This window comes from Shewanella amazonensis SB2B (assembly GCF_000015245.1).
GTDB classification, from domain to species: Bacteria; Pseudomonadota; Gammaproteobacteria; order Enterobacterales; family Shewanellaceae; genus Shewanella; species Shewanella amazonensis.
Genome location: NC_008700.1, coordinates 747,916 through 762,134 on the forward strand (window position 1 = coordinate 747,916; position 14,219 = coordinate 762,134).

13 protein-coding genes, 1 pseudogene and 1 riboswitch are annotated in these 14,219 nt (G+C 51.1%); of the genes and pseudogenes, 7 read left to right on the forward strand and 7 right to left on the reverse strand.

The window, feature by feature from the left end:
- Positions 1–38 precede the first annotated feature (38 nt).
- From SAMA_RS03175 to SAMA_RS03185, 3 genes are all read right to left on the reverse strand, one after another.
- Positions 39–470, reverse strand: a complete 432-nt coding sequence (locus tag SAMA_RS03175) for a hypothetical protein (RefSeq protein ID WP_011758715.1) — start codon at positions 468–470, stop codon at positions 39–41.
- A gap of 217 nt (positions 471–687) precedes the next feature.
- Positions 688–1,221, reverse strand: coding sequence for an inorganic diphosphatase (gene ppa / locus SAMA_RS03180; protein ID WP_011758716.1), 534 nt, complete (start codon positions 1,219–1,221; stop codon positions 688–690).
- A 122-nt stretch (positions 1,222–1,343) separates the two neighbouring features.
- Complete coding sequence (locus SAMA_RS03185; RefSeq protein WP_011758717.1) at positions 1,344–2,306, reverse strand: class 1 fructose-bisphosphatase; 963 nt, start codon at positions 2,304–2,306, stop codon at positions 1,344–1,346.
- 236 nt (positions 2,307–2,542) lie between these two features.
- On the opposite strand from SAMA_RS03185, the gene SAMA_RS03190 reads away from it, so the two are divergent.
- Complete coding sequence (locus SAMA_RS03190) at positions 2,543–4,750, forward strand: S9 family peptidase (RefSeq protein ID WP_232280538.1); 2,208 nt, start codon at positions 2,543–2,545, stop codon at positions 4,748–4,750.
- 154 nt (positions 4,751–4,904) lie between these two features.
- On the opposite strand, the gene arcA is transcribed toward SAMA_RS03190, so the two are convergent.
- The gene (arcA, locus tag SAMA_RS03195; RefSeq protein ID WP_011758719.1) at positions 4,905–5,621 is read right to left on the reverse strand and encodes a two-component system response regulator ArcA; all 717 of its coding nucleotides are present in this window, start codon (positions 5,619–5,621) and stop codon (positions 4,905–4,907) included.
- 556 nt (positions 5,622–6,177) lie between these two features.
- Between arcA and SAMA_RS03200 the strand changes: the two genes are divergently transcribed.
- From SAMA_RS03200 to SAMA_RS03210, 3 genes are all read left to right on the forward strand, one after another.
- The gene (locus SAMA_RS03200) at positions 6,178–6,669 is read left to right on the forward strand and encodes a DUF3293 domain-containing protein (RefSeq protein WP_011758720.1); all 492 of its coding nucleotides are present in this window, start codon (positions 6,178–6,180) and stop codon (positions 6,667–6,669) included.
- A gap of 83 nt (positions 6,670–6,752) precedes the next feature.
- Positions 6,753–6,928, forward strand: a riboswitch (Lysine riboswitch).
- 138 nt (positions 6,929–7,066) lie between these two features.
- Positions 7,067–8,425: a lysine-sensitive aspartokinase 3 gene (gene lysC, locus SAMA_RS03205; protein ID WP_011758721.1), complete on the forward strand. Its 1,359-nt coding sequence runs from the start codon at positions 7,067–7,069 to the stop codon at positions 8,423–8,425.
- Positions 8,425–9,528, forward strand: coding sequence for a succinylglutamate desuccinylase/aspartoacylase family protein (locus SAMA_RS03210; RefSeq protein ID WP_011758722.1), 1,104 nt, complete (start codon positions 8,425–8,427; stop codon positions 9,526–9,528). Before lysC ends, SAMA_RS03210 begins: the two co-directional genes overlap by 1 nt.
- A 58-nt stretch (positions 9,529–9,586) precedes the next feature.
- On the opposite strand, the gene asnC is transcribed toward SAMA_RS03210, so the two are convergent.
- Together asnC and rluA are read right to left on the reverse strand one after the other, a co-directional pair.
- On the reverse strand, positions 9,587–10,048 hold the full coding sequence (gene asnC / locus SAMA_RS03215) for a transcriptional regulator AsnC (protein WP_011758723.1): 462 nt from the start codon (positions 10,046–10,048) through the stop codon (positions 9,587–9,589).
- 78 nt (positions 10,049–10,126) lie between these two features.
- Entirely contained in the window at positions 10,127–10,801 is a 675-nt protein-coding gene (gene rluA / locus SAMA_RS03220; RefSeq protein WP_041410077.1) for a bifunctional tRNA pseudouridine(32) synthase/23S rRNA pseudouridine(746) synthase RluA, read from the reverse strand.
- Positions 10,802–11,057: 256 nt separating this feature from the next.
- On the opposite strand from rluA, the pseudogene SAMA_RS19905 reads away from it, so the two are divergent.
- The 3 genes and pseudogenes from SAMA_RS19905 to SAMA_RS03230 form a co-directional block, all read left to right on the forward strand.
- Positions 11,058–11,195 (forward strand): annotated as a pseudogene (locus tag SAMA_RS19905) (winged helix-turn-helix domain-containing protein); the annotation flags it as partial.
- Between the two features lie 54 nt (positions 11,196–11,249).
- The gene (locus SAMA_RS03225) at positions 11,250–13,145 is read left to right on the forward strand and encodes a hypothetical protein (RefSeq protein ID WP_232280517.1); all 1,896 of its coding nucleotides are present in this window, start codon (positions 11,250–11,252) and stop codon (positions 13,143–13,145) included.
- Positions 13,146–13,470: 325 nt separating this feature from the next.
- Positions 13,471–13,656, forward strand: a complete 186-nt coding sequence (locus tag SAMA_RS03230) for a hypothetical protein (protein ID WP_041409663.1) — start codon at positions 13,471–13,473, stop codon at positions 13,654–13,656.
- A 274-nt stretch (positions 13,657–13,930) separates the two neighbouring features.
- Here the strand turns inward: SAMA_RS03230 and SAMA_RS03235 are convergent, their stop codons facing one another.
- Positions 13,931–14,218 (reverse strand): hypothetical protein, encoded by a 288-nt coding sequence (locus tag SAMA_RS03235; protein WP_011758726.1) that lies wholly within the window; start codon positions 14,216–14,218, stop codon positions 13,931–13,933.
- Position 14,219: the final 1 nt, after the last annotated feature.

Sequence of the window (14,219 nt, forward strand, 5' to 3'; positions counted from 1 at the left end):
GAAATATGTCGAAAAAATGCATCAATGAACTGTGTTGGTTAGAGTTTACAGCTTGCTGAAAAAGTGCTGAGATTATTCTTATGTTTTTCAAGATTGAATTGTGAGATAGCCGTGTTTCCAGTTCGAAAAGAAATGGCTTCAAGGGTTAGTTCGGCGTTTTCTATCTCAGTAAGTGATTGTAACCAATCTACATTTGCTTCGCCGGTGAATTTCCTAATACTCGCTTCACCAGACAGCTTCGCGACAACATGATTGTTATTCTGAATGATAAGACTGCTCCTGTCCTGCGAAAGTGCAAACACCTTCGGCAGAGTAAGCGCAATAGACAAAGCTTGAGTAGACTTTATACAGCCCAATTCAAGTTCTAGATCTGATTGCACCAATCTAATATTATTGTCGGCAGCAAATGCCAGTTGGAGTGGAAGAATTACACTTGCCAGAGCACAGAAACTTCGAAACACTTGGTACATCCTTAATACCTGATAAAGGGATATTGGCTAAACCTAAGTAGAGGGTTTAGTCTAACAGGCGTATTTTATTGATTTTTTGACGGCAGTCAAAAGTTTGACATCAGGATGTGGTGAAATAATATTCGATATTGTGCAGTTTATTTGAGTTTCAATTGGATAGTTGATTCCGTGCACAAAAAAGCCGACCTTGAGGTCGGCTTTTTCACAAACAGCCTGATTAGGCTTGCTTGTTGTAGCGCTCGGCGCTGGTGAGGATTTCTGCACGGGCAGCAGCGGCGTCTTCCCAGCTTTCAACCTTCACCCACTTGCCAACTTCCAGATCCTTGTAATGTTCGAAGAACTGCTTGATCTGGGCCTTCAGCAGGGCTGGCAGGTCGTTCACGTCCTGAATGTGGCCGTATTCTTTGGACACTTTCTCGTGAGGAACGGCAACCACTTTGGCGTCTTCACCAGACTCGTCGGTCATTTTCAGCACGCCAACAGGGCGGCAACGGATCACACTGCCAGGCTGAAGTGGGTACTGGGTAGGTACCAGTACGTCTACTGGGTCACCATCCAGGCTCAGAGTCTGGTTCACATAACCGTAGTTGCAAGGATAGAACATAGGAGCAGTCATGATGCGGTCAACAAACAGGGCGCCGCTGTCCTTGTCCACTTCGTACTTGATAGGATCGTGGTTCTGTGGGATCTCGATGATTACATAGATATCATCTGGCAGGGATTTGCCCGCTGGCACTGCATTCAAGCTCATTTGCATATCCTTTAACGGTATTGAAATCAGATTTCAGAAAATCGGTTGGCGCGTATTATAGCGCGATTTGGCGGCTTGCCAATCAAAGGCCGCCGCCATCGGACTAAAGACTAACGCCAGTCTCAGTTGTGGTAACCCAGACAGGCATCCACCTCGTTGGCCGAGCCCAAAATTACCGCCACGCGCTGGTGAATTTCACTTGGCGCTATGTCGAGAATGGTCTCATAGCCGGTACTGGCTTTGCCGCCCGCCTGCTCAACCAAGAATGCCATTGGGTTGGCCTCGTACATCAGGCGCAGTTTGAACGGCTTTTTCGGGTCCTTAGTGTCGGTGGGGTAGGTGAACAGTCCGCCGCGGCACAACACTCGGTGCACATCACCCACCATGGCTGCAATCCAGCGCATGTTGAAGTTCTTGCCGCGCGGGCCTTCTTTGCCCTGAATCAGGTCAGCAATGTAGGCCTGCATGCCCGGCTCCCAGAAGCGCTGGTTGGACATATTGATGGCGAACTCGCCGGTGTCCTTGCTTATTTGCACCCCGTCTACGGTCAGCAGGTAGTCGCCGCTGACCGGGTCGAGGGTAAAGAGCTGCACGCCCTGGCCCGTGGTCAACGCCAGCATGGTGGATGGGCCGTAGAGCACGTAACCTGCCGCCAGCTGCTTGCGGCCAGGTTGTAGGAAGCTTTGCTCGCTCACGTCACCGCTTGGGGCCGGCAGAACAGAGAAAATGGTGCCTACCAGCGAGTTGATGTCGATATTGGAAGAGCCATCAAGTGGGTCGAAGCACACCAGAAACTGGCCGTCCTGAGCCAGTGGCACTATCTCATCTTCTTCTTCCGAGGCCAGCGCCTTCACCGAGCCTTGGGCAGCCAATGCGTCTTTCAGCATGTCGTTGGTGATAACGTCGAGCTTTTTCTGATCTTCACCCTGCACGTTTTCGGTGCCTGCAACGCCGAGTACACCGGCGAGGGCACCACGGCGCACGGCCTGGCTGATGTCTTTGGAGCTGTTGGCCAGCACGGTTAACAGGCTGGCAAGCTCCTCGCTGATCGCGCTTTGTTTAAGGGATTGGGACAGGGTCTGCATCTTGTGTCCTTCTGGTTAGACAAATTTGGGGAGGTCTTTGGAATAATTCTGGCGCTAATGATACCCGAGATTGGTGACATTTTCAGTGGCCTTTGCGATTGGCTATTACTTTGGCAGCGGCAAAGTTTTCGGGCAGAATGGTTGGCTTATCTAAGCAGTCGATAGCTGTTTTGAAATACATTCCTCACGAACCACACATGGAAAAAACAATGATTAAAAAAATCGTGGCTTCATTAATGTTGACGGGCGTGGCCGTCTCTATTCAGGCGGCCCCGGCCTTTCCGGGCGCAGGAACAGAACCGCTGGCAATTGAGCGCATGTACGCTTCTCCTGCATTGGCGGGCAGCAGCCCCCGTGGGCTGGCGCTCTCTCCCGATGGCAGCAAGGTCACCTTTTTGAAAGGCCGCGCCGACAATCAACACTTTTATGATTTGTGGGAGATGGACGTGGCGAGCGGCAAGGTAAGCCTGCTGCTGGATGCCGACAAACTGGCGGGCGGCGAGCTTTCCGATGAAGAAAAGGCCCGCCGCGAGCGTCAGCGCATTTATGGCCAGGGCATAATGGAGTACTTCTGGGCCAAAGACGGCGAGGCGTTACTTATCCCGGCCGCTGGCCAGCTGTACTACTTCACTCCCAAGAGCGGTGATGTGCGTCTGCTCGCCACTGGTGATGGCTTTGCCACCGACGCCAAGCTGTCGCCCAAGGGAAACTATGTCTCCTTTATTAAGGAGCAAAACCTCTATGTGTATGAGTTGGAAAACAATTCTCTGACGCAGCTGACCAAAGACGGTGGCGGCGCAATTAAAAACGGCATGGCCGAGTTTGTGGCCCAGGAAGAAATGGATCGCATGACCGGTTACTGGTGGTCGCCAGACGAAGCGCGCATCGCCTTTACCCGTATCGATGAGTCGCCGGTGGAGCTGGTGACCCGTAATGAAATCTATGCCGACGGCATTAAGCTTACTGAGCAGCGTTATCCCTATGCGGGCAAGGCCAACGTGGAAATCGCGCTCGGTATTGTCAGCCTTGATGGCATTAAGACCGACTGGGTGGAGCTGGGCAAAGAGAAAGATATCTACCTGCCGCGGGTAAAATGGTTGCCAAACAGCAAAGAACTCAGCTTCCAATGGCAAAGCCGTGACCAGCAGACCCTTGAGCTGCGTAAGGTTTCTGTGGACAAGCCTGGCAAGAGTCAACTGCTGGTAAAAGAAACCAGCAAGGCCTGGGTGAATCTGAATAACGACCTTCATTTTTTCAAGGACAGCGGCGATTTCCTGTGGACCTCAGAGCGCGATGGTTACAGCCATATTTACCTGTTCGAGGCCAAAGGCAAGGTGAAGCGTCAGTTGACCAAAGGCGACTGGACCGTGGATGAAATCGCCTATGTGGATGAAAAGGCGGGCCTTGTGTATTTCAGCGGCCGCAAGGACAAGGTAACCGAGCGTCATCTGTACCGGGTGAGCCTTAAGGGGGGCGAGATTGAACGGCTCTCAACCGCGGCCGGTATGCACGGCACAGTGTTTGCTGAAAACAACCCTGTGTATCTGGATTACTTCAACAGCCTGTCACAGCCTCCTCAGGTGAGCTTGCACGATGCTGCCGGTAAGCATCTGGCCTGGGTGGAAGAAAACGCCGTCAAAGCTGGCCACCCACTGCATCCCTTTGCTGGTCTGTGGCAACTGCCGGAGTTTGGCACTCTGAAGGCCGATGACGGTCAGACGCTGCACTACCGTTTGTTCAAGCCCATCAATTTCGACGCCAGCAAGAAGTATCCCGTGGTGGTGCGGGTGTATGGTGGTCCCCATGCGCAGCTGGTAACCAACAGCTGGAGCGAACAGGATTATTTTACCCAGTATCTGCTGCAAAACGATTATCTGGTATTCCAGTTGGATAACCGTGGTTCAGCCCACCGCGGTACCCAATTTGAGTACGTGATTTATCAAAACCTGGGTGATGCCGAGGTGCGTGACCAGATGGCAGGGGTGGATTATCTTCGTACGCTGCCTTTTGTTGCAGGAGATAAAGTGGCGATTTACGGCCACAGCTATGGCGGCTACATGGCACTGATGAGTCTCTTCAAGGCGCCAAACCACTTTAAAGCGGCCATTTCCGGCGCGCCTGTGACAGATTGGCGGCTGTACGATACCCATTACACCGAGCGCTATATGGGTCATCCGGAACGCAACGGCGAAGGTTATAACAAGGCGAGCGTGTTCCCCCACGTGGGCGGCTATCAGGGTGGGCTGTTGATGTATCACGGTATGGCCGATGATAACGTGTTGTTTGAAAACTCGACCCGGGTTTACAAGGCGCTGCAGGATGAAGGCAAGCTGTTCCGTATGGTGGATTACCCAGGCTCCAAGCATTCGATGCGTGGCGAGAAGGTGCGTACTCATTTGTACCGCACTCTAGCCGATTTCCTCGATACTGAGATCAAGCATTAAACCCGGTTTGACTGGGATATAAAAAGGCCTGTCGATGACAGGCTTTTTTCTTAAGTACTTATGGATTTCAAAGATTACGCTATTGGCTTATCAATAAAATGCAGCCAATAAAAAAGCCAATCCGAAGATTGGCTTATTAAAGAGGGGTTAACCCTTATTCGTCCAGGTTACCACAGAAGCGATAGCCTTCACCGTGGATGGTGGCGATGATTTCCGGTGTATCTGGCTGGCTTTCGAAGTGCTTGCGGATACGACGGATAGTCACGTCTACGGTACGGTCGTGTGGCTTGAGTTCACGGCCTGTCATCTTCATCAGAAGATCGGCGCGGCTCAGGATCTTGCCTGGGTTTTCAACGAAGTGCAGCATGGCACGGAATTCGCTGCGTGGCAGTTTGTAAGACTCACCGGTTGGGCTGACCAGAGAACGGCTGTTGATTTCCAGGCTCCAGTCATTGAAACGATAAACCTCGACCGCGGCTCTCTCTTCGACTTCGGCGCCAGCGCTATTGACGCGAGTCAGAAGATTACGGGCACGAATGGTCAGCTCACGTGGGTTGAACGGCTTGGTAATATAATCGTCCGCGCCAATTTCAAGACCCAGGATCTTGTCCACTTCGTTGTCACGGCCAGTCAGGAAAATCAGGCCAATGTTGTTGATTTCACGCAGTTCGCGTGCCAACAACAGACCGTTTTTACCCGGCAGGTTGATATCCATCACCACCAGGTTTATTTTATTTTCCTGCAAGGCTTTATGCATTTCTGCGCCATCGTTGGCCTCAGTCACCACATATCCCTCGGCCTCAAAAATACTTCTTAATGTATTACGGGTAACGGCTTCGTCTTCTACGATCAGAATGTGCGGATTTTGCATAATCAAGTACCTAAATTTAAAACAAATCTGTGCTAATCGGGTGTGTCGGCCAACTGTCAGCCAGGCCCTGCTTTTTATTCCGGCAAGACCCAAATAACCTGAGGAGGTAAAGAGACAACGCCTTGGGGCACACTCTACGACTAGTTCAATAATCATCCCTCAAAGGGGAAGCGTGAACTGTACTCACTTCGATAAAAAACTACTTGCTGAAGTTCCCAAGTCGTTATTTTTTTTCAAAGTATAAATGTTAAATTGAATATGGATCACATTTTGTACAGTTGTTTAGCCAAGTTACTGACATCAGCGGAAAATTTGTAACAGCCTGTATCAAATGAACGGCTGAATGATTTGGATGGCTAACGCTGTCAATTGTACTCGTTTTAGGCATTTGTTAACAATTGAAATGTTAACAAATCCTTTGTAGTCGCCGATTAATTATCATTAATATTGCTTATGTTATTGAAAAATATATGAACTGGTGATTATCGGAATGAGATCCAGCTCACAAGGCTAGGCAGCGTAACAGAGTCTGCTAAACTAGCTCAGGTTCTTTTGCATGATTATCACTGACATGGAAAATCATTCACAGCAGCTTTGGAACATCTATCAGTCGGCAAGTTTCTTGTTGACTCAACACCTTTCTCCCCACGCACACTTTGCCATTATCACTGCCTATAACCCTATGGGTGAGCTTCTGGATGCCTGCCAAAACCGTTTGCTTGACCGGCAACTGTTAAGGGACATAGAAGCCTTGGGCGTGCCTTATCGTGCCTTGATAGGCACCAATGAGCAGCTTTCCCACATGGAAAAAAGTTGGGCCGTGTTTATGGAACCTGACGACAGCGTTCGTTTGGCTCATAAATACCGGCAAAATGCGCTCTATTATGTGATGCGGGACGAGCTGATGTTGCTTCCCTGCCGGATGGACAGCGAACCCAAGACGTTGGGATCCTTCCGCTCCCGGGTTCGGCTGGTCCATGAATTGCCGGAGTTGGTGCCAACCGACAGGGCTGAGGGTATGCCATCATTGGGATCCCAGTTTCTGTGAACACAGCATTTTTTCAACTTGCATAATTTCGCATTGACTTGAATACCGCTTTATTGCTACTTTTTTCGTCCCTTCCCCGTGGAAGGCACAGAAGAGGAGCGCCAACTAGGTAGCAGGCTTGAGGAGCAATCACTCCAAAGACGACCTGTGAGGGAGATTGGCGCCGAGGCAAAACCACGTGCTTGAGTGCGTTTTGTCGGTCGTTCAGGCTGAATCCTGACGATTGTCACCTGTTATTTGGTGGAGAGCTTCTGGTGACGATCGCTTTTCCCTCCTTTTGGGGTGCCGTATCTTTGCACCAGGCTCTTCGAACGAAGTCAGTTCGGAGATTACTCATGAAAACCCGTTTTAGCTTGAATGTCGCTGTCTTCCACTCGCCGTCGATGGAGGTGTGCTGATGTCTCTTGTTGTAGCCAAATTCGGTGGCACCTCGGTCGCCGATTTCAATGCCATGTCACGCTGCGCCGCCATAGTGCTGGCCAATTCTGCTACCCGTTTGGTGGTGGTCAGTGCATCCAGTGGTGTGACCAACTTGCTGGTAGAGCTGACCCAGGCCACAGTGACCGATGAGCGTCGCCTGCAACTGCTCAAGCAGATTGCACAAATTCAATATGCCATCCTCGATAAGCTGGAGCGCCCACAGGATGTGGCGGCCGCGCTGGATGCTCTGTTATCGCGGATTTCTGTGCTCAGTGAGTCGCTCATCCTCAATCGCAGCAAGGCCATCATGGACGAGCTCTTGTCCATGGGAGAGCAATGTTCCGCGCTGTTGTTTTCGGCTGTACTGAGGCAGCAAGGGGCAAAGAGCAGCAGCTTCGATGTGCGTCAGGTCATGCGAACCGACAGCCACTTCGGCCGCGCCGAGCCGCAGATTGAAGATATCGCGGCGCTGGCCCGGGATTTCCTGCAGCCGTTGCTCGAACGGGACATAGTGGTGACCCAGGGCTTTATCGGTGCCGATGCAGAAGGTCGCACCACCACCCTGGGTCGCGGTGGCAGCGATTATTCTGCCGCCTTGTTGGCAGAAGCCCTGCGTGCCGATGCGGTAGAGATTTGGACCGATGTGGCCGGTATTTACACCACTGATCCACGTCTGGCGCCCAACGCCAGACCCATTGCCGAAATCAGTTTTAACGAAGCGGCCGAAATGGCGACTTTCGGTGCAAAGGTATTGCACCCAGCCACAATTTTGCCTGCGGTTCGCCAGCAAATTCAGGTGTTTGTCGGCTCAAGCCGCGAACCAGAAAAGGGTGGCACCTGGATCCGCCATCAGGTGGACAATCCCCCTATTTACCGCGCCGTGGCCGTGCGCCGCGATCAGACGCTGCTGAACCTGCACAGCCTGCAGATGCTCCATGCCCGTGGCTTTTTGGCAGAAACCTTTGCCACTCTGGCGCGTCATAAAATCTCGGTGGACCTTATTACCACTTCAGAAGTGAACGTGTCACTGACGTTGGATAAAACCGGCTCCGATTCCACCGGCAGCGGTTTGCTCAGTGAAGCCTTGCTGCAGGAGCTGTCCCAGCATTGCCGGGTTAGGGTAGAGGACAATCTGGCACTGGTGGCCATAATTGGTAACCGTATCGCCAGCACCCCGGGGATTTGCCGCCAGGTGTTTACCGTGCTCGAAAACCACAATGTGCGTATGATTTGTCAGGGCGCGAGCCCCCATAACCTGTGCGTGCTGGTAGCTGAGAGTGAAGCGGCGCAAGTCGTGAAGGCACTGCACGAGAACCTGTTTGAAGGTCAGGCATAATGCGGGTCGATAAACACGAAGTTCGGGTCGGCGAGCTGGCTGCAGGACAGCCGCTGTCTTTGCCTGTGTATCGCTTTAAAGGCAAGGGAGCTGGCCCCAGTGTCTATATTCAGGCCAACGTCCATGGCGCTGAGGTGCAGGGCAATGCGGTTATCTACCAGCTGATGAAACTCCTCGAGCACTACGAGCTTCTGGGGGATATCAGTCTGGTGCCACTGGCAAACCCCTTGGGTATTAACCAAAAGAGCGGTGAGTTTACCCTTGGGCGTTTCGACCCCATTACCGGGGTCAATTGGAATCGCGAGTATCTGGACCATGGGTTCAATATTGAAGTCTGGTATCAGGAGCATTCCCATCTGGATGACGATACGCTCATCACCGCATTTCGCGCCACCCTTGTGGAAGAATGTGCCCGCAGACTGAATAACCCCTGGGGTGTGACCACAGGGCACAGGCTGGCAGTAACCTTGCAGTCCATGGCACACAGGGCCGACATAGTGCTCGATCTGCATACCGGCCCCAAGTCATGCAAGCATCTGTATTGCCCCGAATACGAGCGCAGCGCTGCCCAGTATTTCTCAATACCTTATACCTTGCTCATTCCCAACAGCTTTGGCGGCGCCATGGACGAAGCGGCCTTTGTGCCCTGGTGGACATTGGCCGAGGTGGCATCCAGCCATGGTCGCGAACTTGGGGTGAGAGTCTCGGCACTAACGCTGGAGCTTGGCAGTCAGGAGCGCATTGATTTGGATGATGCGCTGGAAGATGCAGAAGGTATCCTGGCCTATTTGAGTCATCGTGGTGTGATTGCCGAAACCGTGTTGCCCAAACCCATGAAACGATACGGCTGTTTCCTGAAAAACTATCGCAAGTTTCATGCCCCAAAAGCGGGGATGGTGGAATACCTTGGGAAGGTGGGTGTGCCGATGAAGGCAACCGATCCCCTGGTGAATCTGTTAAGACTGGATCTCTACGGCACAGGTGAAGAGCTGACCGTATTGCGTCTGCCTGAAGATGGCGTGCCCATACTGCATTTTGCCTCGGCTTCAGTACATCAGGGCACCGAGCTTTATAAGGTTATGACCAAGGTCTTCGAGCTCTGACTCAGCCAATAAAAAACACCGGACTCAAGTCCGGTGTTTTTTTATCTCGTTATCCCAATCAGGGTTTTACCGCCCTTACTATGGGGTTTTGCAGGCTGATCAGGGTCTCGGTTGACTGAATTTCGGCGATGGACTGGATGCGATTAATCAGCACATGCTGCAGACTGTCGATGGACTGGCACATGACTTTCACGAAGATGCTGTAATTGCCGGTGGTGTAGTAGGCTTCCACCACTTCTTCCAGAGCATTGAGTTTTGAGATGGCGGCCGGGTAGTCACCGGCGCTTTTAAGGTTAATGCCGATAAAGCAACAAACATCGTAACCCAGCGCTTTAGGGTTAACAGTGATTTGGGCGCCGGTGATGATGCCTGCCTGCTTCATCTTTTCGACCCGAACGTGAATGGTGCCGGCGCTGACCCCAAAACGTTTTGCCAATTCAGCAAAGGGGGTGCGGGCATCGGCCATCAGGGCCTCGAGGATCTGGTTGTCCAACTGATCGCGCTGAAATGATGTATCCACTGCTAACTGCTCTAACTACCGAATGATTGAACAATAATTTACGGGCTTCAGTATTATTTTTCCAGTGAAAAGGTGACTTTACTGATTAGCCGTCGCCTCTGCGAAGGGGACTTCTGTACTGAAGGTCATGGCCTCACCACTGTAAGGATGGGTAAAGCTGAGACTCGCAGCATGAAGCAGCAAGCGATCGGCAAGACTCTTGGCCAGTGGGTCGGCGTAAAAGCCATCACCGAGAATAGGATGCCCCAGGGCCATCATATGCACTCTTAGTTGATGGCTGCGGCCGGTGATAGGTGTCAGTTTAACCAGGGTGGAACGTTTGCCGTAACTGATTACGTCGACATGGGTCAGGGAGGGTTTGCCAATCTCATGGTCTACTTTTTGCCTTGGCCTGTTTGGCCAGTCGCAAATCAGTGGTAAATCCACGCTGCAATTAGCTTTGACATGACCAGCCACCCGGGCAAAGTAGGTTTTGTGGGTTTCGCGGTCGCGAAATTGGCGTTTCAGTTCGACCTCGGCACTCTTTCGCAGCGCGTAGACCATTACCCCGGAGGTCGCCATATCCAGTCTGTGGACCACCTGACTATTGGGATGTTCGGCTTTGATACGGCTCCAGGCGCTGTCATGGTGGATGGGATCCCGGCCTGGTACCGACAATAAACCGCTGGGTTTATTGATCACTATGATGTCCTTGTCCTGATGCAATATGTCCAGCCAGGGGTCTGTGGGGGGATTGTAGCTGAAGTCGTCCATCATGGTTCTCGGTACGGCGTTAGGGCGCTTAAGATACCCAAGGGGGCAAACGTCGGCAAGCCTAAAGCAGGCTTTCTTGGTTCTTTGCTTCCACTCCTTCGCCGATATTGATTAAATAACACAAAAATAAAGACTGGGTCACAAAGCGAACAGCATGTTTAATAATAAAAAATACCGCCTCGGCCCCTACATGGTTATCCCAGAGCGGTGTGTGATTGCCAAAAACGGCTCTGACACCAAACTCGAACTGCGGGTGATGCAGGTATTGGTGTGTCTGCTGGAGCGTGCCGGTCGTCCCGTCAGTCGCGACGAGCTTATCAGGGAAGTGTGGCGCGGTGGTCAGGTATCCGACAATGCCATCAACCGGATTATTGCTCAGCTCAGAAGCGCCTTGGGCGACGACGCCCGCAGTCAGCAGGTTATTCAAACCGTCCCCAAGGTCGGTTATTTGCTGATAGCAGAGGTGGAACCACTTGAAGGTCAGGTAATAACACCTTCCGATTTGACACACTCTTCAGAGGTCCCAAATGCAGCGGCTCCCGTGGCGCCGATAGACATTGAAGACAACCAGCAGCGCAGTTCCTCAACAATGTCACCAGACATTAAGCCCGTGCCTGCCCAGCCAAAGCCTGCCCAGCTAAAGCCTGGCCGTCTCATCCTGGCGACTTACGCATTGGTGGGTGTACTCCTGTCTCTGTTGGCATTCATCGTCTGGGATACTTTGACCCAGAGTGACAAGTCAAAAGCCGAACCCGTGCAAGACAACATAGCTTCATTGTTGCCGTTAACCTCTCTGGAGGGGCAGGAGGTCGATCCGGTGTTATCACCGGATGGCAAAAAGCTGGCATTTGCCTTTCGGGACCTTAAAGCGAAAGAGTGGCGTGTTCTGTTACAGGACCTGACTACGGGGCAAGTCTCTCTGGCTGACAACTCGCCAACAGCCTACAACCAGCGCTATCCGGCCTGGAGCGATGATGGCGGCCATTTGGCGTACTTGAACTTTGATGGTAAAGGACGCTGCGAACTCATTCTGTTGGATTTGCTCACCCGCAACGCAAAAGTAGTCTCCCAATGTGACAAAGCCACTCAATCGAGCGCTCTGGCCATAAGGGGGCAGGAGCTCTATTTCGTGGACTCGGACGGCGTTGAAGATTTTAAAAAGATTTATCAGGTCAATCTGAATACCTTAAAGAAAGAACAGCTCAGCCGCCCGCACAGTATAGGTCGGGGTGATTATGGCCTCAGCCTATCGCCGGATAAGTCGCAAATGGCGGTGCTGAGAAACTTAAGCTGGTTTGATACTCAGTTGATGGTATTTAACTTCAGTACCGGGGAATGGCGACAGGTGCTTAAGGTGGGTTACCCATTAAAGAGCATAGCCTGGTCTGCCGATGGTAAGGGGTTGATCTATAGGGCGGAAGAAGGCCAACTGCACCGTTTCGATTTAGACACCAAAGATCGCGTTCGACTGACCAAGATACTGCAGGAAATCAACTCACCTCGCTCAAACAGCAAGGGGCAAACGGTAGCTGTCGTCGGCGAGCTAATGGAAGAAGAACTGTGGCATTGGTCAGCGCCGGGTAATACCAAACCCGAGCCATGGGTATCATCCAGTCGCCGCGATTATCGTGGTGCTATCAGTCCAGATGGCACCTTGACGGCTTTCGTCTCCAATCGAACCGGGTTGCCACAAATATGGCTGAGGCAACTGAAAGGTGAAGAAATCAAACTCACCCATTTTGACCGGTTTTCATTTATAGACGAGCTGATATTTTCCCCGAATGGCAAATTGCTTGCTGGCACTATTAATGGCGCAGCCTTCACCTTGGATATTGCCAAGTCGGCAATTCATTTTATTCCGGGCAGAACTTCGGTGAGAAATATTTCATTTGGGATGAATGATGATGAATTGGTGCTGTTTTCCTCTGAAGCTGGTAAGCGTCAACTTCAACTGGTGGATATGCGAACTGGAAAAACGCTCAATCTGTTGGCCGAAAATGGTTTTTCCGGAAAATTTGATAGAGCCTCTGGCGAGTTTTTTTATTCTAAAATGAACAGTTCGGGAATATGGAGTTTAACCCAGGGGGTGGAAACACAAGTCACCGATAAAGTCACGCCCCTCTTTTCCGGTGGTTGGCATGTGGCCCAAGGCAAAATCTGGTACCTGAAAGGTGATGAGGGAACAACCAAACTCATGGAGCTGGACGTCAATAATGACAAAGAGTTTGCGCATCCAATACAAATTACCAATGTATCTATGAACACACTCTCAATGACCAACAACAACCAAGTGCTCTTGTCTGTGTTGGCCAATGCCAATACAGATATATTTTTGGTGAATTAAATCAGTTTCTTGTGTGTTCGTCACTTTTTCATAACCTTTTCCTTGTCGCCAAATCAGAACGCCCGGGCCTAATGTTTAACTCGTCAACTGGCCCGGTTGCGCACAACAAAGACGCCTTACCCTGAGTCGCTTTGATTTGCTAATCCGCTGGTCGCAAAAGCAATGGCGCATCCCCGTGGCCGGGTCGGTTGATAATTAATGTGTTACCTGCTGAATGTGTGAGCATTTATCACTCGTATATCGATTGGTGACTGACGCACGGTATTTTGCAGCCATTTATCTACCTTGGTTCATTAAGCCCTTTTTTGGCGTGGAGAGTTTAGTTATGAAAAAGTATATCACTATGGTATCTGCAGCAGCACTTTCAACTGTATTTGCTGTGCCATTTTATATGTCGCATGTGGAGAATAAACAGCAGGAAGAAGCACCAAAACTTGCTATTTGTGAGCCATTTCCAGATTGCATTATTTATCGTGTAGATGATAACGGTGAGTTGACGCAAGAGCGTTAATCAGTTGCTTGATTCTCGTAGTCATATATTTCAAATTTTAATTAGCGAAGCATGTCGTTAATTAAATACCTGCGAAATAAAAGAAGGTAGTTTATGTGGTCTATCAGTCTATATATCGTAGGGGCACTGAGTGGATTATTTATAATCTATTACGTGTTCATCAATGTGGTTCTTGCGTCCGAGGAATCATGTTTGCTCGACCAAAAGGACGACTAAATCTCCCTTTCCGCCAAAGCCGGCACCTTGAATCTTCTTGGTGCCGCTTTTATTTCTGCTACAGACCGGCATCTTTTAAGTGCATGATGGCAAAGGTCCACACCACAAAGGCCAGGGTGCAGTGCACCAGCGCATAAAACCCCTGATCGAGACGCCGCATTCCCCGTGCATGCCAAATAAGCCAGACGTGGGCAGCCAGAATGAGTGGGTACATGGCCAGTAAGGGATAATAAAAGACCGGGCTGCCCAGGCCTGCGATGGCTCGTCCCACAAGTGCCCAAAGCACAATGAAGCCTGTCATCAGCGGCGGGATGGCATTACGGTATTGGTCTGGGTAAGGAAACATA

Bases quoted from the DNA above. Each gene is read 5' to 3' on its own strand.
- SAMA_RS03175 (WP_011758715.1), bottom strand. From the start codon at position 470: ATGTACCAAGTGTTTCGAAGTTTCTGTGCTCTGGCAAGTGTAATTCTT.
- ppa (WP_011758716.1), bottom strand. From the start codon at position 1,221: ATGAGCTTGAATGCAGTGCCAGCGGGCAAATCCCTGCCAGATGATATC.
- SAMA_RS03185 (WP_011758717.1), bottom strand. From the start codon at position 2,306: ATGCAGACCCTGTCCCAATCCCTTAAACAAAGCGCGATCAGCGAGGAG.
- SAMA_RS03190 (WP_232280538.1), top strand. From the start codon at position 2,543: ATGTTGACGGGCGTGGCCGTCTCTATTCAGGCGGCCCCGGCCTTTCCG.
- arcA (WP_011758719.1), bottom strand. From the start codon at position 5,621: ATGCAAAATCCGCACATTCTGATCGTAGAAGACGAAGCCGTTACCCGT.
- SAMA_RS03200 (WP_011758720.1), top strand. From the start codon at position 6,178: ATGATTATCACTGACATGGAAAATCATTCACAGCAGCTTTGGAACATC.
- lysC (WP_011758721.1), top strand. From the start codon at position 7,067: ATGTCTCTTGTTGTAGCCAAATTCGGTGGCACCTCGGTCGCCGATTTC.
- SAMA_RS03210 (WP_011758722.1), top strand. From the start codon at position 8,425: ATGCGGGTCGATAAACACGAAGTTCGGGTCGGCGAGCTGGCTGCAGGA.
- rluA (WP_041410077.1), bottom strand. From the start codon at position 10,801: ATGGACGACTTCAGCTACAATCCCCCCACAGACCCCTGGCTGGACATA.
- SAMA_RS03230 (WP_041409663.1), top strand. From the start codon at position 13,471: ATGAAAAAGTATATCACTATGGTATCTGCAGCAGCACTTTCAACTGTA.
- SAMA_RS03235 (WP_011758726.1), bottom strand. From the start codon at position 14,218: ATGTTTCCTTACCCAGACCAATACCGTAATGCCATCCCGCCGCTGATG.